This window comes from Streptomyces sp. NPDC030245 (assembly GCF_055572995.1).
In genome coordinates, this window is sequence record NZ_JBVICF010000005.1 from 530,603 (window position 1) to 554,324 (window position 23,722).

General features: G+C 73.1%; 21 protein-coding genes. 6 read left to right on the forward strand and 15 right to left on the reverse strand.

Annotated elements, in window-relative coordinates:
- Positions 1-77: 77 nt before the first annotated feature.
- Positions 78-1,016, forward strand: coding sequence for a GNAT family N-acetyltransferase (locus ACZ4Z4_RS17010; RefSeq protein ID WP_468327523.1), 939 nt, complete (start codon positions 78-80; stop codon positions 1,014-1,016).
- Positions 997-1,497 (forward strand): ribonuclease FAU-1 family protein, encoded by a 501-nt coding sequence (locus ACZ4Z4_RS17015; RefSeq protein ID WP_468327525.1) that lies wholly within the window; start codon positions 997-999, stop codon positions 1,495-1,497. Before ACZ4Z4_RS17010 ends, ACZ4Z4_RS17015 begins: the two co-directional genes overlap by 20 nt.
- Here the strand turns inward: ACZ4Z4_RS17015 and ACZ4Z4_RS17020 are convergent.
- On the reverse strand, positions 1,490-2,635 hold the full coding sequence (locus ACZ4Z4_RS17020; RefSeq protein WP_468327527.1) for a methyltransferase domain-containing protein: 1,146 nt from the start codon (positions 2,633-2,635) through the stop codon (positions 1,490-1,492). The two genes, ACZ4Z4_RS17015 and ACZ4Z4_RS17020, sit on opposite strands and share 8 nt — an antisense overlap.
- A gap of 123 nt (positions 2,636-2,758) precedes the next feature.
- On the opposite strand from ACZ4Z4_RS17020, the gene ACZ4Z4_RS17025 reads away from it, so the two are divergent.
- A complete protein-coding gene (locus ACZ4Z4_RS17025) occupies positions 2,759-2,899 on the forward strand; it encodes a hypothetical protein (RefSeq protein ID WP_398310033.1) in 141 nt (46 codons plus the stop codon).
- A gap of 34 nt (positions 2,900-2,933) precedes the next feature.
- Here the strand turns inward: ACZ4Z4_RS17025 and ACZ4Z4_RS17030 are convergent, their stop codons facing one another.
- The 4 genes from ACZ4Z4_RS17030 to ACZ4Z4_RS17045 are packed head-to-tail and all read right to left on the reverse strand — an operon-like array spanning position 2,934 to position 6,424.
- Positions 2,934-3,407: a GNAT family N-acetyltransferase gene (locus tag ACZ4Z4_RS17030; protein ID WP_468327529.1), complete on the reverse strand. Its 474-nt coding sequence runs from the start codon at positions 3,405-3,407 to the stop codon at positions 2,934-2,936.
- Positions 3,404-4,912 carry a tripartite tricarboxylate transporter permease gene (locus ACZ4Z4_RS17035; protein ID WP_468327531.1) on the reverse strand — a complete coding sequence of 503 codons (1,509 nt, stop codon included), beginning with the start codon at positions 4,910-4,912 and terminating at the stop codon, positions 3,404-3,406. The genes ACZ4Z4_RS17030 and ACZ4Z4_RS17035 overlap by 4 nt, the downstream gene beginning before the upstream one ends.
- Position 4,913: 1 nt before the next feature.
- On the reverse strand, positions 4,914-5,444 hold the full coding sequence (locus ACZ4Z4_RS17040; RefSeq protein WP_468327533.1) for a tripartite tricarboxylate transporter TctB family protein: 531 nt from the start codon (positions 5,442-5,444) through the stop codon (positions 4,914-4,916).
- Positions 5,441-6,424, reverse strand: a complete 984-nt coding sequence (locus tag ACZ4Z4_RS17045) for a Bug family tripartite tricarboxylate transporter substrate binding protein (RefSeq protein ID WP_468327535.1) — start codon at positions 6,422-6,424, stop codon at positions 5,441-5,443. Before ACZ4Z4_RS17045 ends, ACZ4Z4_RS17040 begins: the two co-directional genes overlap by 4 nt.
- A 131-nt stretch (positions 6,425-6,555) precedes the next feature.
- Between ACZ4Z4_RS17045 and ACZ4Z4_RS17050 the strand changes: the two genes are divergently transcribed.
- Together ACZ4Z4_RS17050 and ACZ4Z4_RS17055 are read left to right on the forward strand one after the other, a co-directional pair.
- Positions 6,556-7,242, forward strand: coding sequence for a response regulator (locus ACZ4Z4_RS17050; RefSeq protein ID WP_468327537.1), 687 nt, complete (start codon positions 6,556-6,558; stop codon positions 7,240-7,242).
- 144 nt (positions 7,243-7,386) lie between these two features.
- On the forward strand, positions 7,387-8,394 hold the full coding sequence (locus ACZ4Z4_RS17055) for a lytic polysaccharide monooxygenase auxiliary activity family 9 protein (RefSeq protein WP_468327539.1): 1,008 nt from the start codon (positions 7,387-7,389) through the stop codon (positions 8,392-8,394).
- On the opposite strand, the gene ACZ4Z4_RS17060 is transcribed toward ACZ4Z4_RS17055, so the two are convergent.
- The 3 genes from ACZ4Z4_RS17060 to ACZ4Z4_RS17070 all read right to left on the reverse strand — a co-directional run bounded on the left by ACZ4Z4_RS17060 (position 8,391) and on the right by ACZ4Z4_RS17070 (position 13,863).
- Entirely contained in the window at positions 8,391-9,266 is an 876-nt protein-coding gene (locus ACZ4Z4_RS17060; protein ID WP_468327541.1) for an esterase/lipase family protein, read from the reverse strand. The two genes, ACZ4Z4_RS17055 and ACZ4Z4_RS17060, sit on opposite strands and share 4 nt — an antisense overlap.
- Positions 9,267-9,421: 155 nt before the next feature.
- Positions 9,422-10,396, reverse strand: coding sequence for a DNA polymerase Y family protein (locus tag ACZ4Z4_RS17065; protein ID WP_468327702.1), 975 nt, complete (start codon positions 10,394-10,396; stop codon positions 9,422-9,424).
- 8 nt (positions 10,397-10,404) lie between these two features.
- Complete coding sequence (locus tag ACZ4Z4_RS17070; RefSeq protein ID WP_468327543.1) at positions 10,405-13,863, reverse strand: DNA polymerase III subunit alpha; 3,459 nt, start codon at positions 13,861-13,863, stop codon at positions 10,405-10,407.
- A gap of 185 nt (positions 13,864-14,048) precedes the next feature.
- Here ACZ4Z4_RS17070 and ACZ4Z4_RS17075 point away from each other — a divergent pair, with 185 nt between their 5' ends.
- Positions 14,049-15,092 carry an ABC-2 transporter permease gene (locus ACZ4Z4_RS17075; RefSeq protein WP_468327545.1) on the forward strand — a complete coding sequence of 348 codons (1,044 nt, stop codon included), beginning with the start codon at positions 14,049-14,051 and terminating at the stop codon, positions 15,090-15,092.
- 81 nt (positions 15,093-15,173) lie between these two features.
- Here the strand turns inward: ACZ4Z4_RS17075 and ACZ4Z4_RS17080 are convergent, their stop codons facing one another.
- From ACZ4Z4_RS17080 to ACZ4Z4_RS17110, 7 genes are all read right to left on the reverse strand, one after another.
- Positions 15,174-16,256, reverse strand: a complete 1,083-nt coding sequence (locus tag ACZ4Z4_RS17080; protein WP_468327547.1) for a S1 family peptidase — start codon at positions 16,254-16,256, stop codon at positions 15,174-15,176.
- Positions 16,257-16,534: 278 nt separating this feature from the next.
- Entirely contained in the window at positions 16,535-17,368 is an 834-nt protein-coding gene (locus ACZ4Z4_RS17085; protein ID WP_468327548.1) for a slipin family protein, read from the reverse strand.
- 157 nt (positions 17,369-17,525) lie between these two features.
- Positions 17,526-18,431, reverse strand: a complete 906-nt coding sequence (locus ACZ4Z4_RS17090; protein WP_468327550.1) for a S1 family peptidase — start codon at positions 18,429-18,431, stop codon at positions 17,526-17,528.
- 190 nt (positions 18,432-18,621) lie between these two features.
- Positions 18,622-19,407, reverse strand: coding sequence for a DUF1684 domain-containing protein (locus ACZ4Z4_RS17095; protein ID WP_468327552.1), 786 nt, complete (start codon positions 19,405-19,407; stop codon positions 18,622-18,624).
- A gap of 5 nt (positions 19,408-19,412) precedes the next feature.
- Complete coding sequence (locus ACZ4Z4_RS17100; RefSeq protein ID WP_468327554.1) at positions 19,413-20,750, reverse strand: NtaA/DmoA family FMN-dependent monooxygenase; 1,338 nt, start codon at positions 20,748-20,750, stop codon at positions 19,413-19,415.
- Positions 20,747-21,817, reverse strand: coding sequence for an LLM class flavin-dependent oxidoreductase (locus ACZ4Z4_RS17105; protein ID WP_468327556.1), 1,071 nt, complete (start codon positions 21,815-21,817; stop codon positions 20,747-20,749). The genes ACZ4Z4_RS17100 and ACZ4Z4_RS17105 overlap by 4 nt, the downstream gene beginning before the upstream one ends.
- A 31-nt stretch (positions 21,818-21,848) precedes the next feature.
- On the reverse strand, positions 21,849-23,684 hold the full coding sequence (locus ACZ4Z4_RS17110; protein ID WP_468327558.1) for an FAD/NAD(P)-binding protein: 1,836 nt from the start codon (positions 23,682-23,684) through the stop codon (positions 21,849-21,851).
- Positions 23,685-23,722 lie beyond the last annotated feature (38 nt).

Here is a 23,722-nt window from a genome sequence, read left to right on the forward strand (position 1 = left end):
CCGCACGTCGCGGCAGTAGTCGCAGCGGCGGAAAATGGGAGGCGACCCGGCGCGCCCCGCCCGTAGCGTGCGGCCCCATGACAGTGATCGTCCGAGCCCTCGCCCACGGCGCGCCGACAGCCGCCGCGGACGACGCCGGTTTCGCCGCCGTACGCAGGGCCTGCGTACCCGCCATGCTCGCCACCCCCGAATCCGTCGCGTTCGACCGGGCGCACGCCCATCCGGACTCCGCCTACCGGCAGTTGGTCGCCGAGACGGACGGCGAGATCATCGGCACGGCGCAGGTGGGCCTTTCCTACGACAGCCCCGAGCCCGGCCAGGGCTACGCCAACGTCTACGTCCACCCGGACCGGCTCGGCCGGGGCGCGGGCACGCTGCTCCTGCGCACCGCGGAGCAGCATCTCGCGGACGCGGGCGCCCAGACCGTCTACTCGTGGGTGCTGGACGAGCCAGGGAACCTCACCTTCGCCGCGCGCCACGGCTACCGGGCCAGGCGCAGCGCGCACTTCCTCCGCCTGGACCTGGCGCACGGCACGCTGCCGCCCCGCCGGGAGCCGCCGGCCGGGGTGGAGCTGGTCAGCGGTTCGGTGTTCGCGGACGACGCACGCGCGCTCTTCGCGCTGGACGCGGAGACGGTGGCGGACGAACCGAGCGACGTGGCGGCCGAGTTCACGGACTACGCGCACTGGGTCGCCGAGACCTGGCACCATCCGCTGGTCGACCAGGAGCTGACGAGCGTGGTCCTGGTGGACGGCCGCCCCGTGGCGTTCAGCCTGGCCCGCACGGACGGCGCGGGCCGCTACGGATCGAACATGACGGGCACCGCGCGCGCCCACCGCGGCCGCGGCCTGGCCAAGCTCGCCAAGAACGACTCCCTGCACCGGGCCCGCGCGGCGGGCTGCACGGAGGCGTTCACGGGGAACGACGCGGGGAACGGGCCGATGTTGGCGATCAACGAGTGGTTCGGTTACGAGATCTGCGCGACGGAGGTCCGCCATGTCCGCACCCTCGGCTGACCAGGCACCGCCGGCCACGCTGGAGATCGCCCTGGTCAAGGCGGGCCGCACCAAGATCCGCTACCCGGCACGGCTTCTGCACGACGACGGGACCCGGATCACCGTCCGCGCCCCCTGGGCGGCCCCCGGCGTCCGCGACTTCGGCTTCGTGCGCTTCGAGCCGGGCGACGTCTTCACCGAGCACTACTGGCGCGACCGGTGGTACGCGATCAAGGAGGTGTACGCCGCGGACGGCACCCTGAAGGGCTGGTACTGCGACGTGACCCGCCCCGCCGTCCTCGACGGCTCCGTCCTCACGGTGGAGGACCTCGACCTGGACCTGTGGTGCTCGGCGGACGGCGCCACCGTACTGCGCCTGGACGAGGACGAGTTCACCTCGAGCGGCCTGCCCACCACGGACCCCGCTGCCGCCGCGGCGGCGGTCCGCGCCCTGGACGACCTTGAGGCGATGGCCCGCGGCGACGGCTTCGGCCTCAGCTGACCGGGGCGCGCGGCGAGGGCCGCACCACCGGGGCCAACCCCTCCGGTGCCGTCGTGATGTCGGCGTCGTACGCGACGGGTTCGTCGTCCCGCTGCCAGTGGAGGAGGAAGCGGTCGCCCGCTTGCCAGGCGGTCAGGGCCGCGCGGCAGTACGCCACCATGTCGTGCGGCAGCGCGGAGAGGGGGTGCCAGGCGAGCTCGGCACATTTGTGGGGTTCGGCGTTGAACGGCTCGCCGCCCGTGCCGTGCTCCGCCGAGAAGAGCCAGCCGGTGCGCGGTGCCTCGCCGGGGCCGCGGTGCTGGACGACCGCCTCCGCGCGCAGGTCGGCGGGGGCCAGGTCGAGGCCGAGCTCTTCGCGTGCCTCCCTGAGCATGGCGGCGCGGACGTCCTCGCCGTCCTCCACGTGGCCCGACGGGAGGTGCAGCAGACCGTCGCCGTACCCGCTCCCGGTGCGGCGGGAGAGGAGGACCTCGTCGCCGCGGCGCAGGATCAGGTGGACGTCGACGATCTCGGTGTGCCGGGGCGGGGCGGTCGGGGCCATGCCCACCACCGCGTACCGCTCGTCGTCGACCTGTCTGCCCCACAGCCGCGCGTCCCCCGAGAGGCGCTCGGAGTGGACGCGGGCGACGAGCGGGGTCAGGGCCGACACCAGGCGGGACATCGGCAGTCCGGCGGGCGCCACCGTCCCCCACACGCCCTCGATCAGGACCAGCCGGCCGCCGGGGCGCAGCAGTCCGCGCCAGCGCCGCAGGGTCGCCTCGGGGTCGGGCAGCATCCACAGGACGTGCCGGGCCAGAACGACGTCGAACTTCCGCCCCTCGACGGGCGGGTGGTCCGCGTCGCCGACCAGGACCTCCGCGCCCCGGCCCGCCAGCTTCTCGCGGGCCCGCTCCACCATGGCCGGCGAGAGGTCGACCGCGGTGACGCGGTGGCCCCGCCCGGCGGCGAGCAGGGCGAGGCTGCCGGTGCCGCAGCCCAGGTCGAGGACGTCCCCGGGGGTGTCGGGCAGCCAGTCCCGCAGGCGCTCCGCCCACGCCAGGCGCACCGTCCCGTCGCGCAGGCCGTGGTCCGGTTCGTCGTCGAAGGTGGCCGCCTCGGCGTCCCAGTCGACGGCCGCGCTCGCCTCAGTGTTCGTCATCCCCCGATGCTCGCAGCCGCCACTGACAATCGGCCCTCGATCAGAAAGCGGGCGCCAAGAGGTCTACGGCGGTCCTCGAATGGACATCGGTAAGGCAGGGGATCGGAAGGCAGGGAGGCCGCCATGCGCCGAGTGACCACGCACAAACCCGCGGGCAAGTCCGTCAGCCGCCGGGTGCGGGACCGCCAGGAGGCCGAGGTGCGCCCCCAGGAGAGGCCCGAGGTCCGCAAGGACATCCAGCGGACCTGGTGGCCCGACGGGTGAGACCCCGTCAGGTAGTGACAGCGCCTCAAGGGCGCTACAGCCGCTTGCGGTAGTGGAACCGGTCGTAGGGCCCGTCCACCCGCCGCTCGACGAACTCGTATCCGTACCGGGGGTAGATCTTCTGGTTCTCCCACATCAGCGCGTTGGTGTAGAGGCGGATCTCGATCAGGCCCAGCGCACGCGCGTGGTCGTCCGCGAAGTGCAGCAGGCGGCGGCCCACCCCCTGCCCGGCGGCGGCGGGGTGGACCGCGATCGACTCCAGGAGGAGCCGGCCCTCGTACGGACGCGGGACGAGCACCAGGAGACCCACCACGGGGTCCCCGGTGACATGCACGAAACCCGCCGCCACATCGGCCGCGTGGTCGGCCTCCATCGGGCTCGGGACGCGCCCGATGCGTTCGATGTAGTGGTGGTACGCCGCGTCCGTGACGGCCCGCACGGCGGGTACGTCGGCGGCGGTGGCGAGCCGGATGTCCGTGTGCTGCCTGGGGTGTTCGGGCGTCGTCATACCTCTACGTCTACGGCACGCCGGCGCGCCCGCGACACCGCCTTCTTCAACAAGGGCCACGCCAGGATCAGGACGATGAGTCCATAGACCGCCACGGAGAACGGGGTGTCGACGAGGCCGCGCACGCTGCCGTCGCTGATCTGTAGCGCCCTGCGCAGCTGGAGCTCCGCGTTCGGACCGAGGATGACTCCGATGACGGCGGGCAGCACGGGCAGCCCGTAGCGCCGCATGCCGAAGCCGATCAGGCCGATGACGAGCAGGATGACGAGGTCGAGGGATTCGCCGCCGACCGCGTAGGCACCCACGGCGGCGAAGAAGAGGATGCCCGCGTAGAGGTAGGGGCGCGGGATGCGCAGGAGCTTCGCCCAGAGCGGGGCGAGGGGCAGGTTCAGGGCCAGGAGCAGCACCATGCCGACGAACAGTGAGGCGATGAGGCCCCAGACCAGGTCGGCCTCGCGTTCGAAGAGGAGCGGTCCTGGCTGGATGCCGTACTGCTGGAAGGCGGCGAGCATGACGGCGGCGACGGCGGTCGTGGGCAGGCCGAGCGTCAGCATGGAGACGAGGGTGCCCGCGGCCGATGCGGAGGACGCCGACTCGGGGCCCGCGACGCCCTCGATGGCGCCCTTGCCCCACTCCTCCTTGTGCTTGGACAGCCGCTTCTCCGTGACGTACGACAGGAACGTCGGGATCTCCGCGCCGCCCGCCGGGATCGCGCCGAACGGGAAGCCGATGAGGGGGCCGCGCAGCCAGGACTTCCAGCTTCGTTCGACGTCGTCCCTGCCCAGCCAGGGGCGGCCGACCGGGATGGCCCGCGCGCTGGTGCGCCGCAGGTGGGCGGCGACCCAGAGGGCCTCGCCGATCGCGAAGAGGCCCACCGCGACGATCACCACGTCGACGCCGTCGGCGAGTTGGAGCGAGCCGAACGTGAGCCGCTGCTGGCCCGTCATCTGGTCCAGGCCGACCAGGCCGATGGTCAGGCCGATGAGGAGCGAGGCGAGGCCGCGGACGCGGGAGGAGCCGAGCACCGAGGTGACCGCGATGAACGCGAGGACCATGATGGCGAAGTAGTCGGGGGCGCCGATGTCGACGGCGAGGTCGGCGACGGTGGGCGCCAGGGCCACCAGCAGGAGCGTGCCGATCATGCCGCCCGCGAAGTGGCCGATGGCGGCGGCCGCGAGGGCCTGCGCGCCCCGCCCGGACCTGGCCATCGGATGGCCTTCCATGGCCGCGACGACGGCCGCGCTCTCCCCCGGTGTGTTGAGCAGGATGGAGGTGGTGGAGCCGCCGAACATCGCGCCGTAGTAGATGCCGGCGAACATGATGAAGGCGCCGGTCGGTTCGAGTCCGTACGTCACCGGGAGCAGCAGGGCGACGGCCATCGCCGGGCCGATGCCGGGCAGCACGCCGATCGCGGTGCCGAGGAGGACGCCGACGGCCGCCCAGAGGAGATTGACCGGGGTGAGGGCCGTGCCGAAGCCGTCCATGAGGGAGTTGAAGGCGTTCATGTCACAGCACTCCCATCAGGGGGCCGCCCGGCAGGGGCACGCCGAGCAGGTTGTTGAAGATCTCGTACGTGAGGACGGAAAGTGCGGCGGCGATGAGCGGATCGCGGTCGAGGTGGCGGCTGCCGAGGGCGTAGGCGGAGCCCCAGAAGAGCAGCGCCCCGGCGATGGGGAAGCCGGTGGGTTCGATGAGGGCGGCGGTGGCGAGGAAGACGCCGGTCAGGAGCAGGACGGTGCGCCAGTCGGCGGGTTCGGACAGGTCGATGTCCTCGCCGCCCTCGGCCTCGCCGCGGCCGCCGCGCAGCACGTCGACGGCGAGCAGGACGGCGACGACGAGCAGTCCTGCGCCGACCGCGATCGGTACGGTCCTCGGGCCGACGGGGCCGCGCTGGGTGAGCTCGACGTCCATGGTGAGGGCGTCGGTGAGGACGAGCGCGCCGAGGGCGAGGAGCAGGACGCAGACGCCGAGCTCGGAGTGTTCGCGCAGCCAGGCGCGGCGGCCGGCCGGCTCGTGGGGAAGGTCGGTGGTGGTCACAGGCCGAGCTCCTTCAGTACCGAGACGACGCGCCTGTCCTGGGCTTTGAGGAAGTCGCCGAAGTCGTCGCCGGTCAGGAAGGCGTCGTCCCAGCCGTTCTTCCGCAGGGAGTCGCGCCACTCCTTCGAGGCGTGCAGCTTCCTGACGAGCCCGGTGAGTTTCTTCCGCTCGGCGTCGCTGAGGCCGGGCGGGGCGACGATGCCGCGCCAGTTGGTGAAGTCCACGTCGTATCCGGACTCCTTGAGGGTGGGCCCGTTCAGGCCGCGCACCCGTTTCGGTCCGGTGACGGCCAGCAGTCTGAGCTCGCCCGACTTGATCTGGTCGAGGTACTCCCCCACTCCGGAGACGCCGAAGGCGACCTTGCTGCCGAGGATGGAGGCGAGGAGTTCGCCGCCGCCGTCGAAGGGAACGTAGTTGACCTTCTTCGGGTCGATGCCGGCGGCGCGGGCCATCAGCATCGGGGCGAGGTGGTCGGGGCCGCCGGGGGACGAGCCGCCGCCGACGGGCACCTTGCCGGGGTTCCTCCGCCAGGCGTCCATGAGCTGCTCAATGGTCTTGTACGGGGAGTTCTTGGCGACCACGACGACGTCCTGCTCCTCGGTGAGGCGCGCGATGGGCGTCGTGTCGGCGAGGGTCCTGGGCGAGTGGTTGGAGCGGGCGGCGCCCACGACGCCGAGGCCCATGGACATGGCGAGCTTGCCGTTGCCGTGCTCGCCGACGAGCCGGCTGAGGCCGACGGTGCCGCCCGCGCCGGGCAGGTTGAACACCTCGATGTTGTGGGTGAGTCCGGCGTCCTCGGCGTTCTTCGCGGCGGTGCGGGCGGTGATGTCGTAGCCGCCGCCGGGGGTGTTGGGGACCATGAGGCGCAGGCCGGGGATCTGGGTGCCGGTGTCGGCGCCGCTGCCCGTGGTGAGCAGCGGCGGTGCCACGAGCACGAGGAGGGCGGCCCCGAGCAGGGCGAGGGGGGTGCGCAGGCGCACGTGTGCCACCACCTGTCGGCGTGTAGTCGGTTGTGAGGTGGCCCACATGTTGCCCGGGCGTTAAGAACCTGTCTCTCTTCCGGAATCAACGGACGTTGTGGTCGTTGTGGTCGCGCCCATAGCCTGCGGCGATGACAAGGGTGCTGGTGGTGGACGACGACTTCATGGTCGCCAAGCTGCACAGTCGGTACGTCGCGGCGGTGGAGGGCTGCGCCGTGGTCGGGGTCGCCCACAGCGGCGCGGAGGCGGTCGACGCGGTGGAGCGGCTCCGCCCCGACCTGGTGCTCCTCGACGTGTATCTGCCGGACATGGACGGCATCGCGGTACTGCGTGAGCTGCGGGCGGCCGAGGAGCGCGATCCTGCGCGGCGGCCGGTGGACGCGCTGTTCATCACGGCGGCGCGGGACGCGCAGGTGGTGCGGGCGGCGCTGCGGGCCGGCGCCCTGCACTATCTGATCAAGCCGTTCAACCAGGCGGCCCTGCATGAGCAGTTGCGGCATGTGGCGGCGCTGCGGGCCCGCCTCGACGGCCTCGCGGAGGCGCGTCAGGAGGACGTCGACCAGATCTTCGGCACGCGTCCGCCGGGGTCGAGGGAACTACCGAAGGGCCTGGCGGCCCACACGGCGGACCTGGTGGGACAGACCCTGCGCGACCACCCGGAGGGCCTCTCGGCCTCGGAGTGCGCCCGCGCGGGCGCCCTCTCCCGCGTGAGCGCCCGCCGCTACCTGGAGTTCTTCACGACCACGGGGAGGGCCGAGGTGACGCTGCGGTACGGGGGAACGGGGCGGCCGGAGCGGCGGTACCGATGGGTGGGGTGAGGGCGTGCTCTACCTGAGCCCCCGGTTAGCCCTCCCTTAAAGCGACCATAAGGATCTCCGATCCCCCTCCTCAGCAGGGGATTTCACGGATTTCAGGGGCTAGCTTGCTGCTCGCCCCCTGAACCGTCGTCGAGGAGAACCACCATGACCGCACGCCACCGCAAGATGTCCGCCCTCGCCGCCGTCGGTGTCGCGCCGCTCGCCCTGACCGCCCTGTCGGCCGCGCCCGCCGCCGCGTACGGCTCGATGACGGACCCGGTCAGCCGGGTCTCCGCCTGCTTCCAGGAGGGGCCGGAGGCCCCGAAGTCGGCCGCCTGCAAGGCCGCTGTCGCGGCCAGTGGCACGCAGGCCTTCTACGACTGGAACGGCGTGAACATCGCCAACGCCGCGGGCAAGTCGAAGGAGATCATCCCCGACGGCAAGCTGTGCAGCGCGAACAACGACAAATACAAGGGCCTCGACCTGCCGCGCGCCGACTGGCCGTCCAGCAGGCTCTCCGCGGGCAACCACACCTTCCGCTACAAGGGCACCGCCCCGCACAGGGGTTCCTTCGAGCTGTACGTCACGAAGGAGTCGTACGACCCGACGAAGCCCCTGAAGTGGTCGGACCTGGAGGCGAAGCCCTTCGTCAAGGTCACCGACCCGAAGATGGAGAACGGCGACTACGTCTTCGACGGCCGGATCCCCGCCCGCCAGGGCCGTCACCTGATCTACTCGATCTGGCAGCGCTCGGATTCCCCCGAGGCGTTCTACACCTGCTCCGACGTCGTCTTCGGCAAGGACGACGGCGGTTCCGGTGCCGGCTCGGCGCCCGCACCGGCCGCCTCCGCACCCTCCGACCGGGAGATCGAGGCGGGCGCCGAGAAGTCCTCCGTGGAGCACCACGGGCACGGTGACGCCGACGCCGGGACGGGCGCCAAGGTCACCGAGGCCGCCCCGGCCGCCGATGCCGAGGACGCCCCGGGCAACGCCCCCGAGGTGAAGGGCGGCGCCGAGAAGCCGGTCACCACCGCGAACGACAACCTCGCCGAGACCGGCGGCGACAGCACCACCCCGTACATCGCGATCGGCGGTGTCGCCGCTCTCGCCGTCGGCGCCGCGGCGATGTTCACCACGACGCGCCGCCGCGCGGCCGGCCGACACAAGTCCTAGGACAGGCAGGTGGTCGGGGTCGCGTGCGCCGGATCGAGGGCGTTCGCGACCTCGTGGTGGGCGACGCGGTCCAGGATGCCGACCGCGACGTGCTCCGACAGGTCGACGGGGCACAGGTCCTGGACGGTCACGTTGCGCACGCCGGGGCCGTCGAGGAACTGGCTGCGGTACGGGGTGACCACCTCGTCGTACTTGGTGGCGATGACGGTGTAGCGCACCCCGGGCACCGTGTCCCCGCCCTCGTTGAGCTTGGTCAGGAAGGGCGATCCCGCCACCTGGTCGGCGAGGGCCGGCGTCTTCGTGGTCAGCAGGTCCTCGATGCCAGGGAAGTACGGCAGCAGCCTGGTGAGGCCGAGCAGGGTGGTGCCGTGGTTGTCGGGGGCGAGGCCGATCAGGGCATTCACCTCGTCGGCGCCGCCGAGGAACTTGAGGTAGTGGCGGGGCATCATGCCGCCCTGCGAGTGGCCGACGAGGTCCACCTCCTGCGCGCCCGTCGAGGCGAGCACCTTGTCGACGAAGCCGTCGAGCTGCTCGGCCGACTTGCCGATGGGGCCGAGCCCGTGGAAGAAGGGCACGCCCTCCAACTGGCCGTAGTCCAGGGAGTAGACGCAGTAGCCGCGCTTGACGAGGTAGGGCGCGAGGACGAGCCAGTTGTCGACGGAGTTCCCGAACGTGCCGTGCACGAGGACGACGGGGCGGGGGTGCGCGGCGGACGGCTTGCAGGCGTAGTCGTTCCACCCCCGTGACACCGCCGTCGCCGTCGAGGTCCGCGGCTCGTCGGCGGCGGCCGTGGCGGCGGGGGCGAGGGTGACCGCGCCCGTGACGAGCAGGGTGGCGGCGAGCGCGCGCAGCGCGCGTCTCCAGGGCAGCATCGTGTGGTCTCCTTGCGGCTCAAGGGAGGTGCGACGGGATGCCGTGCGGGGAGTGCAGCGTGTCGTGCTCGCGTCAAATTACGCGCGGGTAGGCGAGGAGTGAAGCGGCGCGTCGGCAAAACTTCCAGTGTTCACTGGCAGGGTGACCGGACAGGTCAGGCCGCCAGCGTTCCCGGCACGATCGCGCCGGGTCCGAACTTCTCCCGCGCCCGGTCGGCCACCTCCTCGATGCGGCGGGCCTTCTCGTCCGCCGGGTCGAACGTCAGCTGGTGCACGGCCTGTTCGGCGGGGGCGAGTCCCTCGGCGCGCAGGGACACGGCGCGCACCCGGGCGCGTTGCAGGCCCAGCGCCTCGTACATGCGGTACGCGGCCGTGGTCAGCGCGGTGGAGTGCGCGGTCGGCTCGGGCAGGGCCCGGGTCCGGACGGTCGTGCTGCGGTCCGCGTACCGCACGGTGAGGGTCAGCGTGCGGCACACCTGGCCCTCGTCGCGCATCCTGGCGCCCAGCTCCTCGGCGCCGGAGAGCAGGGCGCGGCGGTGCCGGAAGGGGTCCAGCTCGTCGCGGGGGAAGGGCCGTTCGACGGAGAGCGAGCGTGCGGCGGCGTTCGGTACCACCCGGGTGCGGTCGACACCCCGCGCCTTCTCGCCGAGCTCGCGGCCCGCGCGGGCGCCGACGAGCCGCTGGAGGGTGGACAGGGGCGCCGCGCCGACCTTCCCGAGGGAGTCGAGGCCGTACTCGCACAGGGTGCGGGCGGTGGCGCGGCCGATGCCGGGCAGCTCGCCGACCGGCCGGTCGGCGAGGAACTCCCGTACGCCGTCCGGCCCTTCGGGCACCGCACGCGTCACGCCGGGGGCGGCGCCGCGTGCGGCCATCCGCGCCAGCATCGGGCCGGGCCCCGCGCCGATCGCGCACTCCACCCCGTACAGCGCGAGCGCCCGCACCCGGATCAGCGCGGCGAGGTCGACGGCGCTCCGCCCGAAGTACCGCCGCGCGCCCCGCACGTCGACGAGCGCGGCGTCGGGCGGCACCGCCTCCACCTGCGGGGAGAACTCGCCGAGCAGGGCGAGCAGCTGCGGCAGCAGCGCCTCGTGCATGGGCGGCAGCAGGAACCGTACGTAGAGGGTGGTGATGCCGTCGTTCATCCCGCGCTCCCCGGACTCTGGTGCCACAGCTTCCGTGTCGATGCCGTCCCTTCACCCGCCGGGCGCAGGTCCGCCCAGGGGTGCATCTCGTACCCGTTGGCCAGCCGGATGCGGCGGCCACCGGCCGGGTTCTCGCCCGCCTCCTCCCCCTTGGGACCCGCCTCCGCCAAGCGCCGCGCCACCGCGTCGAGGCCGCCCTCCTCGCGCAGCTCCACCAGCTCCGCCAGGTTCCACGCCGCCGCGCCCACCACGCTGAGGCTGCGCGGCCCGCGGCGCTGCACCACGCCGCGCACGAGCAGCAGCCAGGAGTGGAAGACGGTGTGCGCGCACCGCTCGTGGGCGTCGTCGAAGAAGGCCAGGTCGATCAGGCCCGTGCCGTCGTCCAGGGTGGTGAAGATGACGCGCTTGCCGGAGCGGATCGGCGGGGTCTGCGTGGCGGCCTTGGCGCCCGCGACCAGGACGGTCGCGCCGTGCTCGGCCTCGCGCAGCCGCCGGGCACTGAGGGCGCCGAGCTCGTCCAGGAAGGCGCGGTGGTCGGCCATGAGGTGGCGCGAGGAGTCCATGCCGAGGACGCCCAGTTCGGCGCTGAGCCGCTCCGCGTCGTCCAGGTCGGGCAGGCCCGCGGGTGCCGTCTTCCGCCCGCCCGCCAGGGGCAGTTGGGCGCCCGCGGCGCCGCGTGCGCCCCGCCGCAGCTCGGCCAGGTGCAGTTGCAGGTCGCGGCGGTTGGCGCCGAACATGTCGAGCGCGCCGACCTGGGCGAGCCGCTGCGCGACCGGCTTGGCGGGCCTGGCCCGTTCCCAGAAGTCGACGAGCGAGGCGTAGGGCTGCCCGTCGGCGATCCGCGCGGCCTCGGCCTCGCTGATGCCGTGCACGTCGGCGAGGGCGAGCCGCAGCCCCCACCGGTCCGGCGCCCCCTCCGAACCGGACACCAGTTCGATACGGTGAGCGACCGCCGACCGGTTCACGTCCAGCGGAAGGATCGGCACCCCCCGGCGCCGCGCGTCCGCGAGCAGCAGCCGCTTCGGGTACATCCCGGGGTCGTGCGTGAGCAGCCCGGCGTAGAACGCGGCCGGGTGATGGGCCTTCAGCCACGCCGACTGGTACGTCGGCACGGCGAAGGCCACCGCGTGCGCCTTGCAGAAGCCGTACGACCCGAAGGCCTCGACGATCTCCCAGGTGCGGCCGATGGTCTCCGCGTCGTACCCCCTGGCCGCCGCCTGCTGCGCGAACCAGAAGCGGATCCGGCCCTGCGACTCGGGGTCGGAGAGCCCGCGCCGCACCCGGTCCGCCTCGTCGCGCCCGCAGCCGGTCATGATGTCCACGATCTGGATGACCTGCTCGTGGAAGACGACGACGCCGTACGTCTCCTTCAGGGGCTCCGCGAGGTCGGGGTGGGGATAGCGGACGGGCGCGCGGCCGTGCCTGGCCTCGATGAAGGGCCGCACCATGTCGGCGGCGACCGGTCCCGGGCGGAACAGCGAGATGTCGACCACCAGGTCGTGGAAGGTCGCGGGCTGGAGCCGCCCGACCAGGTCGCGCTGGCCCGGCGACTCGATCTGGAAGCAGCCGAGCGTCTCGGTGGACTGGATGAGCCGGTACGTCGCCGGGTCACCCGGCTCCACCGCGTCCAGGTCGACCCGCTCCCCCGTGGCCCGCTCGACCTCCGTCACCGCGTGCGCCATCGCCGACTGCATCCGCACCCCGAGGACGTCCAGCTTGAGCAGGCCGAGGTCCTCGACGTCGTCCTTGTCGAACTGCGACATGGGCAGCCCTTCGCCGCTGGTCGGCATCACGGGCGTACGGGCGAGCAGTGAGGCGTCGGAGAGCAGCACCCCGCACGGGTGCATGGCGACGCCGCGCGGCAGCGCGTCGAGCGCCTCGACCAGCTCCCAGAGCCGTTTGCGGTCGCCCAGCTCCTCGGCGACCGCCCGCAGCTCCGGCAGCTCCTCCAGCGCGGCGCGGGCGTCGCGCGCGCGGATGTGCGGGAAGGCCTTGGCGATCCGGTCGATCTCGGCCGGGTCCATGGACAGGGCGGCGCCCACGTCGCGCACGGCGTGGCGGACCCGGTAGGTCTCGGGCATGGCGACCGTCGCGACGCGCTCGGCGCCGAAGCGGCCGATGATCGCGCGGTAGACCTCCAGGCGGCGGGCCGACTCGACGTCGATGTCGATGTCCGGCAGGACGTGCCGCCGCTTGGACAGGAACCGCTCCATGAGCAGCCCGTGCTCGACGGGGTCGGCGTGCGCGATGCCGATGAGGTGGTTGACGAGGGCCCCGGCGCCGGAGCCGCGCGCCGCGACCCGGATGCCCAGGTCGCGCACGTCGTCGACGACCTGCGCCACGGTCAGGAAGTACGAGGCGTAGCCGTGGTGGTCGATGATGTCCAGCTCGTGGTGCATGCGCTCCCAGTACTCGCGCCGGGAGTCGTAGCCGCGCAGCACCATGCCGGCAGCCGCGCGCGAGGCGAGGACGCGCTGCGCGGTGCGGCGCCCGGCGCCGACCAGGTGGGGCTCGGGGAAGCGCACGGAGCCGATGCCGATGTGGTCCTCGGCGTCGACGAGGCACTCGGCGGCGGTCGCCCGGGTCTGTTCGAGCAGGCGGTGGGCGGTGTCGCGGCGGAAGCCCGCGGCCTCGACGACGCGCTCGGCGGCGCGCAGCATGGCGTCCGCGCCCTTCAGCCACCGCTCGCCGCTGTCGAGTTCCTTGGTCGGGTCGACGGGGACGAGGCGGCGGGCGGCGTCGAGGACGTCGGCGACGGGGCCCTGGCCGGGGTCGGCGTAGCGCACGGCGTTGGTCAGGACGGGGCGCACGCCCTGCTCGGCGGCGAAGCCGACGGTCCGCGCGGCCAGGCGAAGCGAGCCGGGCCCGGTGCCCTCGCGGCCGTGCCAGACGGATTCCAGGCGCAGCGCGTCGCCGTACCGCTCGCGCCAGGGGGCGAGGAGGCGGGCGGCCCGGTCGGGGCGGCCCGCGGTGAGCGCGCGGCCCACGTCGGAGGCGGGGCCGAGCAGCACGGTGAGGCCCTCGCCGTGGTTCTCCTGCCAGGGCAGGACGGGCTGCCCCTGCCCCTGCTTCTGTCCCTGAGCCGCGCCGTCGCGGTGCGCGGCGGTGACCAGGCGGCAGAGCGCGGCCCAGCCGGCGGCGCCGTCCCGGGCGAGGAAGGTCACGCGCGGGGTCGACTCGTCGATGAAGGCACCGCCGCGCACGGGGGCCCGGCGCCGCTCGCCCTTGGCCGGGGCGGGCGCCCCCACCGCGAGCTCGGCCCCGAACAGCGGCCGCACACCCGCCTTGGCGCAGGCCTTGGCGAACCGCACGGTGCCCGCGAGGGTGTCCCGGTCGGTGAGGGCGAGGGCGTCCATGCCCCGCTCGGCGGCGCGCTCGGCGAGCCGCTCCGGGTGCGAGGCGCCGTACCGCAGGGAGAACCCGGAGACGGTGTGCAGATGCGTGAACCCGGGCACACGCACCTCCTGAAACCCTGAAATCGATCCGTTCTCACATCCCCCGCCTCCACCATAGACCAGTTTCGAACTTACGTACGACACACACGTTCGATTCACTGGTCCGGCGTGCCCGACCGCCCGTACCGTCGTCCGTTCGGCCCATCCCACCTGCGGAAACACCCCGGGACCCGGAGCGTGAGGGCATGAGGTTCGCCGATGAATTGAAGAGCGCCGTCACCCCGCGAGCAGCCCTGCTCGTCATCGGCGTACTCGCCCTGCAACTGCTGTTCATCGCCTCCTACGTGGGGGCCCTGCACCATCCGGAGCCGAGGGACGTGCCCTTCGGGGTCGTCGCCCCGGGCCCCGCGGCCGAGCAGACGGCCGACCGCCTCGACAAGCTCCCCGGCGACCCGCTCGACCCCCGCGTCCTCAAGGACGAGGCCACGGCCCGCCGCCAGATCATGAACCGCGACATCGACGGCGCCCTGCTCGTCGACCCGCGCGGCACCACCGACACCCTCCTGGTCGCCTCCGGCGGCGGCACCGCCCTGTCCAGGACCCTCACCGAGCTCGTCTCCGAGGCCGACGCCGCCCAGAAGCGCACAGTGAAGGCCGACGACGTGGCCGCCGCGTCGAACCAGGACTTCAACGGCCTCTCGTCCTTCTACCTGGTCGTCGGCTGGTGCGTCGGCGGTTATCTGTGCGCGTCGATCCTCGCGATCAGCGCGGGCTCCCGGGCCGCCAACGTGCCGCGCGCCGTCATCAGACTCGGCACCATGGCGCTCTACTCGATCGTCGGCGGGCTCGGCGGCGCGGTCATCATCGGACCGATCCTCGGCGCCCTGCCGGGCAGCGTCCTCGGCCTGTGGGGCCTCGGCGCCCTGGTGATCTTCGGGGTCGGCGCGATCACGCTCGCCCTCCAGGCGCTCACCGGCATCGTCGGCATCGGCCTCGCCGTCCTCCTCGTCGTCATCGCGGGCAACCCGAGCGCGGGCGGTGCCTTCCCGCTGCCGATGCTGCCGCCCTTCTGGCAGGCGATCGGGCCCTGGCTGCCGCCGGGCGCCGGCACCTGGGTGGCACGCTCCATCGCGTACTTCGACGGGAACTCGGTCACCCGGCCGCTCCTCGTCCTCTCCGCCTGGGCGGTCCTCGGCGTCGTCGTCACCCTCGCCCTCTCCACCCGGCGCAGGACGCGCAGCGGCTCCATCGACCTGAGCGGCACGAACTACGGCAGAGGCATCGCGTAGCCGTCGGACCGGGCACGGAAGAGCCCCGCCCCCGCTTTCACGGGGGCGGGGCTCAAGGCGTCCTGCCCGGCTCTGCCCGCCTCAGCCGATCTCGGCCCCGTACGCGCTCAGCGCCTCGGGAACCGGCTGGAAGAACGTCTCCCCGCCGGTGGAGCAGTCACCGCTGCCGCCCGAGGTGAGCCCCAGCGCGGTGTCGCCGGCGAAGAGCGCGCCGCCGCTGTCACCGGGCTCGGCACAGACGGTGGTCTGGATCAGACCGTCGACCCGGCCCTCCTGGTAGTTCACCGTCGCGTCGAGCGCGGTGACCTCACCCTCGTGGACCTGCGTGGTGCTGCCGCTGCGCGTCACCTCCTGACCGACCGTGGCGTCCCCGGCCTGGGTGATCGGCTGGGAGGTGCCGTCGTAGAGGTTCACCTCGCTGGGGTGCGGGGTGTCGGCCGTGTACTTCACGAGGGCGTAGTCGTTGCCCGGGAAGCTCGACTCCTCCGTGGTGCCGATCTCCGGGCCGCCCTGCGAGTCGGACCAGCTCTTGACCGCGTTGCCGCAGTGACCGGCCGTCAGGAAGTGCGGCTCGCCGCCCCTGACGACGTTGAAGCCGAGGGAGCAGCGCGAGCTGCCGCCCCAGATCGCGTCGCCACCGGCGAGGAAGGCCTTGAACTCGCCCTTGCTGCGCCTCAGTTCGGCTTTGCCGCCGAGACTCCTGACGATCGAGGCGACCTTGTCGAGCCTCGCGCCGCCGACCGTGCGGTCCGCCGTGACGACGATCTTGTTCGCGGCCGGGTCCATCGCCCATGAGGTGCCGGGCACGGCGGCCTTCTCGTCGAGCGTCGCGCGGGCGCTCTTCAGTTCGGCGAGGGAGTTCCGCACGATTCTGGCCCTGCCGCCCGCCGACTCGACGGTGTCGGCGGCGCTCTTGTCCAGCACGTTCACGACGAGGGCCGAGGCCTGCGCGTCGTAGTACGTGCCCGCGGCGTCCGTGCCGAGCTCCTCGGCGAGGGACGAGGCGAGCTTTCCGGCCTGTGCCACCGAGAGGGTGTCCGGTGTGGGCGTCGGGGAGCTCTCGCTCGCGTTCGCAGTCTGGAAGGTGATGCCCGCGGTGACGAGCGCGGCGATGCCCGCGCCTGCCACGGCGGCACGCCGCTTGGGTATGCGTCGGTGCTTCAAAGCTCACGACCTCCTGTGGGGGGAACGGCTCGCCGGGCGTGGGGGCCTGACGGGCCGCAAGGGTGCAGCGCACGGAGTTGTCACGCTGAAAAAGCCGCGTCCATGCCAAAGTTGCCTCTTCCACTATCCCGAGGCCAACCGGTAGCACACAAGGTCGACTTCAGGACGCGCACGCGAGATCGACAGTGCGCCCCCCGTACGTCGAGTGAGCCCGGTCACACGACGCCGGTTCCCGTTGCAAACACCCCGCGCGAGCAACGGGCGTCGGCCCGTGCGGACTAGTCCTGTCCGGTTCTCGACTCCCCGGACTCCGCGGACTCCGCGACACGCGGCGGCTGTTGGTGCGGCAGGGCCTGCTGGGCCCGCTCCAGGAAGCGGAGCAGCTCCACCGGGAAGGGCAGCACGAGGGTGGAGTTCTTCTCGGCGGCGACGGCCACCACGGTCTGAAGCAACCGGAGTTGGAGCGCTGCGGGCTCCTCGGCCATCTCGTGGGCGGCCTCGGCGAGCTTCTTGGAGGCCTGGAGCTCGGCGTCGGCGTTGATGACGCGGGCGCGCCGCTCGCGGTCGGCCTCGGCCTGCCGGGCCATGGATCGCTTCATGGTCTCGGGCAGCGACACGTCCTTGATCTCGACGCGGTCGATCTGCACGCCCCACCCGATGGCCGGGGAGTCGATCATCAGCTCCAGGCCCTGGTTGAGCTTCTCGCGGTTGGAGAGCAGGTCGTCCAGGTCGCTCTTGCCGATGATGGAGCGCAGCGACGTCTGCGCCATCTGCGAGACCGCGAAGCGGTAGTCCTCCACCTGCACGACCGCCTCGGCGGCGTCGACCACCTTGAAGTAGATGACCGCGTCGACCCGGACCGTGACGTTGTCGCGCGTGATGCCGTCCTGCGCCGGCACCGGCATCGTGACGATCTGCATGTTGACCTTGTGGAGCCGGTCGACGAACGGCACGATCATGGTGAACCCCGGCCCGCGCACGGAGCTTTGCAGCTTGCCGAGGCGCAGCACCACGCCCCGCTCGTACTGCTTGACGACGCGCGCCGCCGCCGCCGCGTAGACCACTCCGGCCGACCCGAGGGTCAGCCCCGCCGCCACCAGCTCCTCGACCATGCCGGCCCCCCGGGGTCCGAATTGGGCGTGTCGGGCGTTCCCTTCGAAGGTAGCCCTCCCCCCGGACGAGGGCGAGCCCCCGCCCGGTGTCCGGACGGGGGCTCACCCACTGCTGGCCACAGCTTTCGACTCTGCTGACCTCAGTAGACGTTCGACCTCAGTAGACGTTCACGTTGTACGCGCGCAGCGCCTCGGTGACCGGCTGGAAGAAGGTCGTGCCGCCCGACGAGCAGTTGCCGCTGCCGCCGGAGGTCAGGCCCAGCGCCGTGGTGCCCGAGTACAGCGGGCCGCCGCTGTCGCCCGGCTCGGCGCAGACCGTCGTCCTGATCATGCCGTAGACGACGTCGCCGCCGCCGTAGTTGACCGTCTGGTTCAGCGCGGTGACGCGGCCGCTGTGCGTACCGGTCGTGGAGCCGCGCCGGGTGACGTTCTGCCCGACGGTGGGGTCGGCGGCGCGGGTGATGTCCTGGCTGCCCACGGTGCCGGACTTGGTGATCGAGTTGTTGGTGTAGCGCACGATGCCGTAGTCGTTGGTCGGGAAGCTGGAGCCCGACGTGGTGCCGAGCACGGTGGTCCGCGCCGAGTTGGCGTACCAGGTGGTCGCCCCGTCGGTGCAGTGCCCGGCGGTCAGGAAGTAGTAGGCGCCCGCGCTGTTGCGCACGTTGAAGCCGAGGGAGCAGCGCCAGCTGCTCGCGTAGATCGCGTCGCCGCCGGAGATGTACTTCTGGAACTTGCCCGGCGTGCGCTCGATCTTCAGGGCGTCCGCGTTGGTCCCGGCCGCGTCCTTGATCCGGTCGATCTCGGCCTTGGAGACCGTGCTGTCGGCGGTCACCACGACCTGCTTGGTCTTCGGGTCGACACCCCAGGCGGTGCCCGCGACATCGGCGTCGAGGACGGCGTCACTGGCCTGCTCCAGCTGGGACGCGCTGAAGGACGCCATGCCGTCCTGCGCGTTGGCCGCGGGCACGGCGAGCGCTCCGGCGGCGACGAGTCCGGTGGCCATGGCGAGCAGGCGGGTGCGTCTCGCCGTGCCACTGTGGGGGATGGTGCGCTTGATCCTCACGTTGTTCCCTCCCGAGGGAAGTCAGTGGGTCCTTGTGGGTTGAGGACCCGTGAGGCGCAGCCAAAGAGCAAGCCCGGATTCCGGTTACGCCGTGCTCCTGACAAGCGCTGCTCGGGAGTATTGAGGGGCGGACACGAGCCGCACAAGGGCGCCTTTCGGCCGTGCCCGACGGGCACGGCCCGGCCCCTGTTCAGCGGCCGAGAAGGTTCCGCTCTCCCGCCGCGACCTCGGTGACCAGGGTGTTCCCCGGCGGCGGGAAGGGGCAGACGAAGTGGTCGGCGAAGGCGCACGGCGGCAGCAGTGACCGGTTGAAGTCGACGGTGGTGCGGCCTTCCGCGTCGGGCGCGGCGGGCCGCAGGAAGCGGAAGCGGTAGCTGGACGTCCCGCTGGTGGCGTCCGCGAAGACGGCCCAGAGCGATCCGTCCGCCTCGACGCTCACCCGGAGGGTGTGCTCGGCTCCCCCGAGGCGGAAGGAGAGTTCACCGCCGAGGCCGAGACCGCGCTCCTTGCCGTCCGCGTTGGGGACCGTGACGGTGCGCTCCCCGGCGTACGGGACGAAGCGGCCCGGCACGGCCCAGCGGGCGTCGTACGCGGTGGCGTCGATGCCCCGGAAGGCGCGGCGGGCGGCGGCGTCCGGGTCGAAGTCGCGGACCGCCCAGAGGCCTTCGCGCCGGATGACGACGAGCCAGCGCCCGCCGTGCGCGACGCGGGCACCGGCGACCGGTCCGCTGTCGGCGGCCAGCCGGACCTCTCCGGCCGGGGGCCGCCCGTCGACGGTGAGGCCGTCGTCCTCCCCGGCGGTCAGGACCACCGCGTCGGCCGCCGGGGCCCAGTGCCCGGGGATGCCCGGCAGGTGTCCGTCCGGGTGGTCCGCGAGCCAGTGCGTGCCGGTGAGGGAGAGCGGCCCGTAGGGGGCCGACACCGTCTCCGTCCGCTGCACGTGCCAGCGCTTCCAGTCCTGTGCGTCGTCCGTCATGGTGATCAACCCTTCCATACGGGCTCGGGCAGCCCGAGGTGGGAGCGGAGCGTCGCGCCCTCGTACTCCGTGCGGAACACGCCGCGCTCCTGGAGCAGCGGCACCACCTGGTCGACGAAGTCGTCGAGGCCGCCCGGGGTGAGGTGCGGCACCAGGATGAAGCCGTCGGCGGCCTCGGTGCGCACGGACTCCGTCAGGTCGGCGGCGACCTGGTCCGGGGTGCCGATGAAGGACTGGCGGGCCGTGGTCTCGATGACGGTCTGGCGGATGGAGAGCCCCTTGGCCTCGGAGAGCGCCCGCCACTTCGCGGCGACGGCGACCGGGTCGCCGGTCTTCACCCGGCCCTGGACCAGCTGGGAGTGCGGGTCCGGGTCGATGTCGGGCAGCGGCCCGTCCGGGTCGTACGCGGAGAGGTCCACGCCCCAGACCTGTTCCAGGGCGAGGATCGCGTTCTGCGGGGAGACCTGCTTGCGGCGGATCTCGGCGGCCTTCTCCTGCGCCTCCGCGGCGGTGTCGCCGAGGACGCAGGTGACGCCGGGCATGATCTTCAGGTCGTCGGCGGCCCGCCCGTACTTGGCGAGGCGCCCCTTCACGTCGGCGTAGAACTCCCGCCCGGCCTCCAGGGTGCCGTGCCGCGTGAAGACGACGTCGGCGGCCGACGCGGCGAACTCCCGCCCCTCCGGGGAGTCGCCCGCCTGGATCACCACGGGGTGCCCCTGCGGGGAGCGCGGCAGGGTGAACTGGCCCTCGATCGTGAAGTGTTCGCCGTGGTGCGCGAAGGGCCGCGGCCGGCCCTGCGGCGTCCAGGAGTCCCACAGCTCGCGCGCCGTCGCCAGGAACTCGGCGGCGCGCGTGTACCGGTCGGCGCGGTCGAGGTAGCCACCGCGCCGGAAGTTCTCACCGGTGAAGGCGTCCGAGGTGGTGACCACGTTCCAGGCGGCGCGGCCCGCGCTCAGATGGTCGAGGGAGGCGAATCTGCGGGCCAGTTCGAAGGGCTCGTTGAAGGTCGCGTTGACGGTGCCGGCCAGGCCGAGCCGGTCGGTGACGGCGGCGAGCGCGGTCAGGACGGTCAGCGACTCGGGCCGTCCGACCACGTCCAGGTCGTGGATCCGCCCCTTGTGCTCGCGCAGCCGCAGCCCCTCGGCGAGGAAGAAGAAGTCGAAGAGGCCGCGCTCGGCGGTGCGGGCGAGCGCCTCGAAGGACGAGAAGTCGATGTGCGAGCCGGACCTCGGGTCGGACCAGACGGTGGTGTTGTTGACGCCCGGGAAGTGGGCGGCCAGGTGCACCTGCCTGGGTGACCGGGACCGAAGGGGTCGATGAGTTCTGAGGGGTCGATGGGTCATGAGGGCTCCCCCGTGAGCGCGGCGTAACGGTTGGCGGGCCGGGCGAGCCCCAGGTGTTCGCGGAGCGTGCTGCCCGGATAGAAGGTGCGGAACAGGCCGCGGTGCTGGAGCAGCGCGACGGTGCCGTTGACGAGCCGCTCCAGGTCACGGCGCGGCTCCGCGGGCGTGAGGTGGAAGCCGTCGACGGCGCCCGCGCGGTGCCAGTCGGCGATCAGCTCGGCCAGGTCGACGGGCCCGCCGCGGTAGGCGGGCCCCTCGGCGGTGGGCAGCGGCCCGCCCCCGTGCCCCGGCTCCGCGGCGTGCTCCCCGCCGCCGAGGTCGACGTGGAGGGCGGCGAACACCAGCAGCGTCCCCGGATCGCGCCCCGACCGGGCCGCGAGGCCCCGCAGTTCGGCCCGCGCGGCGTCGGCCCGCTCGACGGACGCGACCCGCACCAGGGCGACGTCCGCGTACCGGGCGGCCGTCTCACGGGCCTGCGGGGCGGTCGCGTCGACCACCCGCACGGGGTGGCCCTGCGGCGGCCGCGGCACGATGGACGGGCCGCGCACCGAGAAGCCGCGCCCCCGGAAGTCGACGTAGTGCAGCTTGTCCCGGTCGATGAAGCGGCCGGTCGACACGGACCGTATCTCCGCGTCGTCCTCCCAGCTGTCCCACAACCGGGCGGCGACGTCGGCCACTTCACCGGCCTCGCGCCACAGCTCCTCGCGGGACGCGGCGCGGCGCCGTCCGAAGAGGCGGGCCTCGGCCTCGGTCGTCGACACGTCGACCGTCCAGCCGGCCCGCCCGTGGCTGACCCAGTCGAGGGTCGCCACGGCGGCCTGCACGTGGAACGGCTCGGTGTGGGTGGTCGTGACGGTCGGCACGAGGCCGATGCGTCCGGTGCGGGGCGCGATCCGCGCGGCCACGGCGAGCGCGTCGGGACCGGGCCGCGCGAAGGAGTCGTGGAGGGTCACGAAGTCCATCGCCCCGCGCTCGGCGAGCAGCGCGGGCTCGGTGTAGGCGTCGGCTTCGTAGGCCTCGGGCCGGTCGATGGCGACGGCGAGGTGGAGGGTGTGCGGTGCAGGCATATGGGGGGCTCCTGAAGGACCTGGGAGGGGATCACTGGGCCGCGGCACGGGTTTCTCCGGTCCGGGTGGCGGTGTGCAGGAAGTCGAGTACGGCGCGCGCGGTGGCGTCGTTCTGCCGGAAGGTGGGGCTGTTGGTGCGCGGCCGGGTGAACGCGCCCGCGCCGCGCGCGTCGGTGTGCGGGCCGAGCGCGAACCGGCGCGGGTGTGCCGCGCCGGCCCGGTCGAGCACCCGCCCGTCGGCCGGGTCGACGGCGAGCAGCCCGGCCTCGGTGGACGCGGCGCCCTCGGCGTACAGGGCGCGCAGCAGCGGGTCGCGGGTGCGGGCGAGGGTGGGCTGCGGCAGCCGCGCCTCGACGAGCGCGCGGGCCTCGGTGACCTGGCCGGGCAGGGTGGGGCTCCGCGCGCGGAACACCCCGCCCTCGGCGTCGACCCGGACGTCCGCGCCGAGGAACCGCACGACTCCGGCGCGGGAGAGCGCGAGCAGCTGCCTCAGCCGGGGTCCCGGCGGCCCGGAGGCGAGGCTGCTGAAGAAGCCGTGCCACCAGGGCCCCACGTCGCCGAGCCGCACCAGCTGTCCGTAGACGGAGAGGAGGCCGTGGAAGACGGCGAGGTCGGGGCTGTGTCCGGGGTCGTGCCGGCGCGCGAGGTCGTCGGCGACATGGCGGCGCAGCCCGTCCTGGAGCGCCGCGTACGAGGTGTGGCGCACTCCGGACAGGGGGCGGTCGAGCGCGGTGAGGTCGAGCCGGTCGGCGGGGTCGGGCACGGCGGAGGCGACGAGGGCGTCCAGTGCGGGGCTGCCGGGGTCGCAGGCCTCGTACTTCTCGTCGAAGTCCGTCCAGGCGGCCCGGGTGCGTTCGGGGTGTGCGGTGAAGAGGCGGTGGTAGTGGGCGAAGCCCAGCTCCTTCTCGACGAGCGGCCACACGTCCCGCCGGAAGTCGAACCCGCCGGGCCGGGCGAGGAGCCCGTCGATCTCGGCCGGCCCCAAGTAGCGCGGCAGCGGCGGGCGTTCACCGGGCCCCCAGTCGTAGCCGATCTTCGAGTGGTAGGGGACGCCGCGCCGCGAGCCGACGTACAGGACGGGCTCACGGCCCGACGGGTGGTACGTGTCACCTTCGTGCCGTCCGCCGCGCCCCTCGGTGAGCAGCACCATCAGGTCGACGAAGGCGAGGCCGAAGCCGCGCACGACGACGGGCGCGCCGGGCGCGAGCCGCGACAGGTCGCTGTCGGCGGTGAAGTCGGGCGGCAGGTACACGAGTCCGTTGCGCTCGGCGTACGCGGCCAACTCGGCTTGTTCCGGGTCGGGTTCGGCGTCCAGGTGCCCTTGGGCGAGGATGACGAGGTCGGCGGTGAGCGGCTCGTCGGCGCCCTCGAGGAGCACGTGCTGGCGGGTGTCGTGTGCTCCGGTGACGCGCAGCGCCCTGCGCCGGTGGTGGTGGACGGTGACGCCCGCGGGCAGGGCGGCCACGGCCCTCTCGTACACCCAGCGCAGATAGGCGCTCTGCTCGCGGCGTGCGAGGAAGGCGCGCCCGTCACGCCCGGTCCACTCGTGCAGGGCGGGCCCCGGCCGGACGGGCCCCGCCACCTCCACCGTGTCGTCGGTGAACATCGTGACGTCCTGGGCCTGCGAGTTCATCCAGAGCAGCGGCGACTGGTCGTGCCGCCAGACGCGCCCGCCGCCCGGCGGGTAGGGGTCGACGAGGTGGATGTCCAGGCCCGCTCCCCCGTACGGCGAGGGCGCGTTGGCGGCGATGCGCTCCAGGATTCCGGTGCCGCGGGGCCCGGCTCCCACGATGACCAGCGAGTGGGACGGCGGGGCGGTCGCCGCTCGGGCGGGGGCGGGAAGGGGGGCGAGGGTGGCGGAGGACATGCGGAAGGCTCCGTGGATACAGAAGATCGAACACGGGT

Coding starts and splice junctions, on each gene's coding strand:
- ACZ4Z4_RS17010 (WP_468327523.1), top strand. CDS start 78: ATGACAGTGATCGTCCGAGCCCTCGCCCACGGCGCGCCGACAGCCGCC.
- ACZ4Z4_RS17015 (WP_468327525.1), top strand. CDS start 997: ATGTCCGCACCCTCGGCTGACCAGGCACCGCCGGCCACGCTGGAGATC.
- ACZ4Z4_RS17020 (WP_468327527.1), bottom strand. CDS start 2,635: ATGACGAACACTGAGGCGAGCGCGGCCGTCGACTGGGACGCCGAGGCG.
- ACZ4Z4_RS17025 (WP_398310033.1), top strand. CDS start 2,759: ATGCGCCGAGTGACCACGCACAAACCCGCGGGCAAGTCCGTCAGCCGC.
- ACZ4Z4_RS17030 (WP_468327529.1), bottom strand. CDS start 3,407: ATGACGACGCCCGAACACCCCAGGCAGCACACGGACATCCGGCTCGCC.
- ACZ4Z4_RS17035 (WP_468327531.1), bottom strand. CDS start 4,912: ATGAACGCCTTCAACTCCCTCATGGACGGCTTCGGCACGGCCCTCACC.
- ACZ4Z4_RS17050 (WP_468327537.1), top strand. CDS start 6,556: ATGACAAGGGTGCTGGTGGTGGACGACGACTTCATGGTCGCCAAGCTG.
- ACZ4Z4_RS17055 (WP_468327539.1), top strand. CDS start 7,387: ATGACCGCACGCCACCGCAAGATGTCCGCCCTCGCCGCCGTCGGTGTC.
- ACZ4Z4_RS17060 (WP_468327541.1), bottom strand. CDS start 9,266: ATGCTGCCCTGGAGACGCGCGCTGCGCGCGCTCGCCGCCACCCTGCTC.
- ACZ4Z4_RS17075 (WP_468327545.1), top strand. CDS start 14,049: ATGAGGTTCGCCGATGAATTGAAGAGCGCCGTCACCCCGCGAGCAGCC.
- ACZ4Z4_RS17085 (WP_468327548.1), bottom strand. CDS start 17,368: ATGGTCGAGGAGCTGGTGGCGGCGGGGCTGACCCTCGGGTCGGCCGGA.
- ACZ4Z4_RS17095 (WP_468327552.1), bottom strand. CDS start 19,407: ATGACGGACGACGCACAGGACTGGAAGCGCTGGCACGTGCAGCGGACG.
- ACZ4Z4_RS17100 (WP_468327554.1), bottom strand. CDS start 20,750: ATGACCCATCGACCCCTCAGAACTCATCGACCCCTTCGGTCCCGGTCA.
- ACZ4Z4_RS17105 (WP_468327556.1), bottom strand. CDS start 21,817: ATGCCTGCACCGCACACCCTCCACCTCGCCGTCGCCATCGACCGGCCC.
- ACZ4Z4_RS17110 (WP_468327558.1), bottom strand. CDS start 23,684: ATGTCCTCCGCCACCCTCGCCCCCCTTCCCGCCCCCGCCCGAGCGGCG.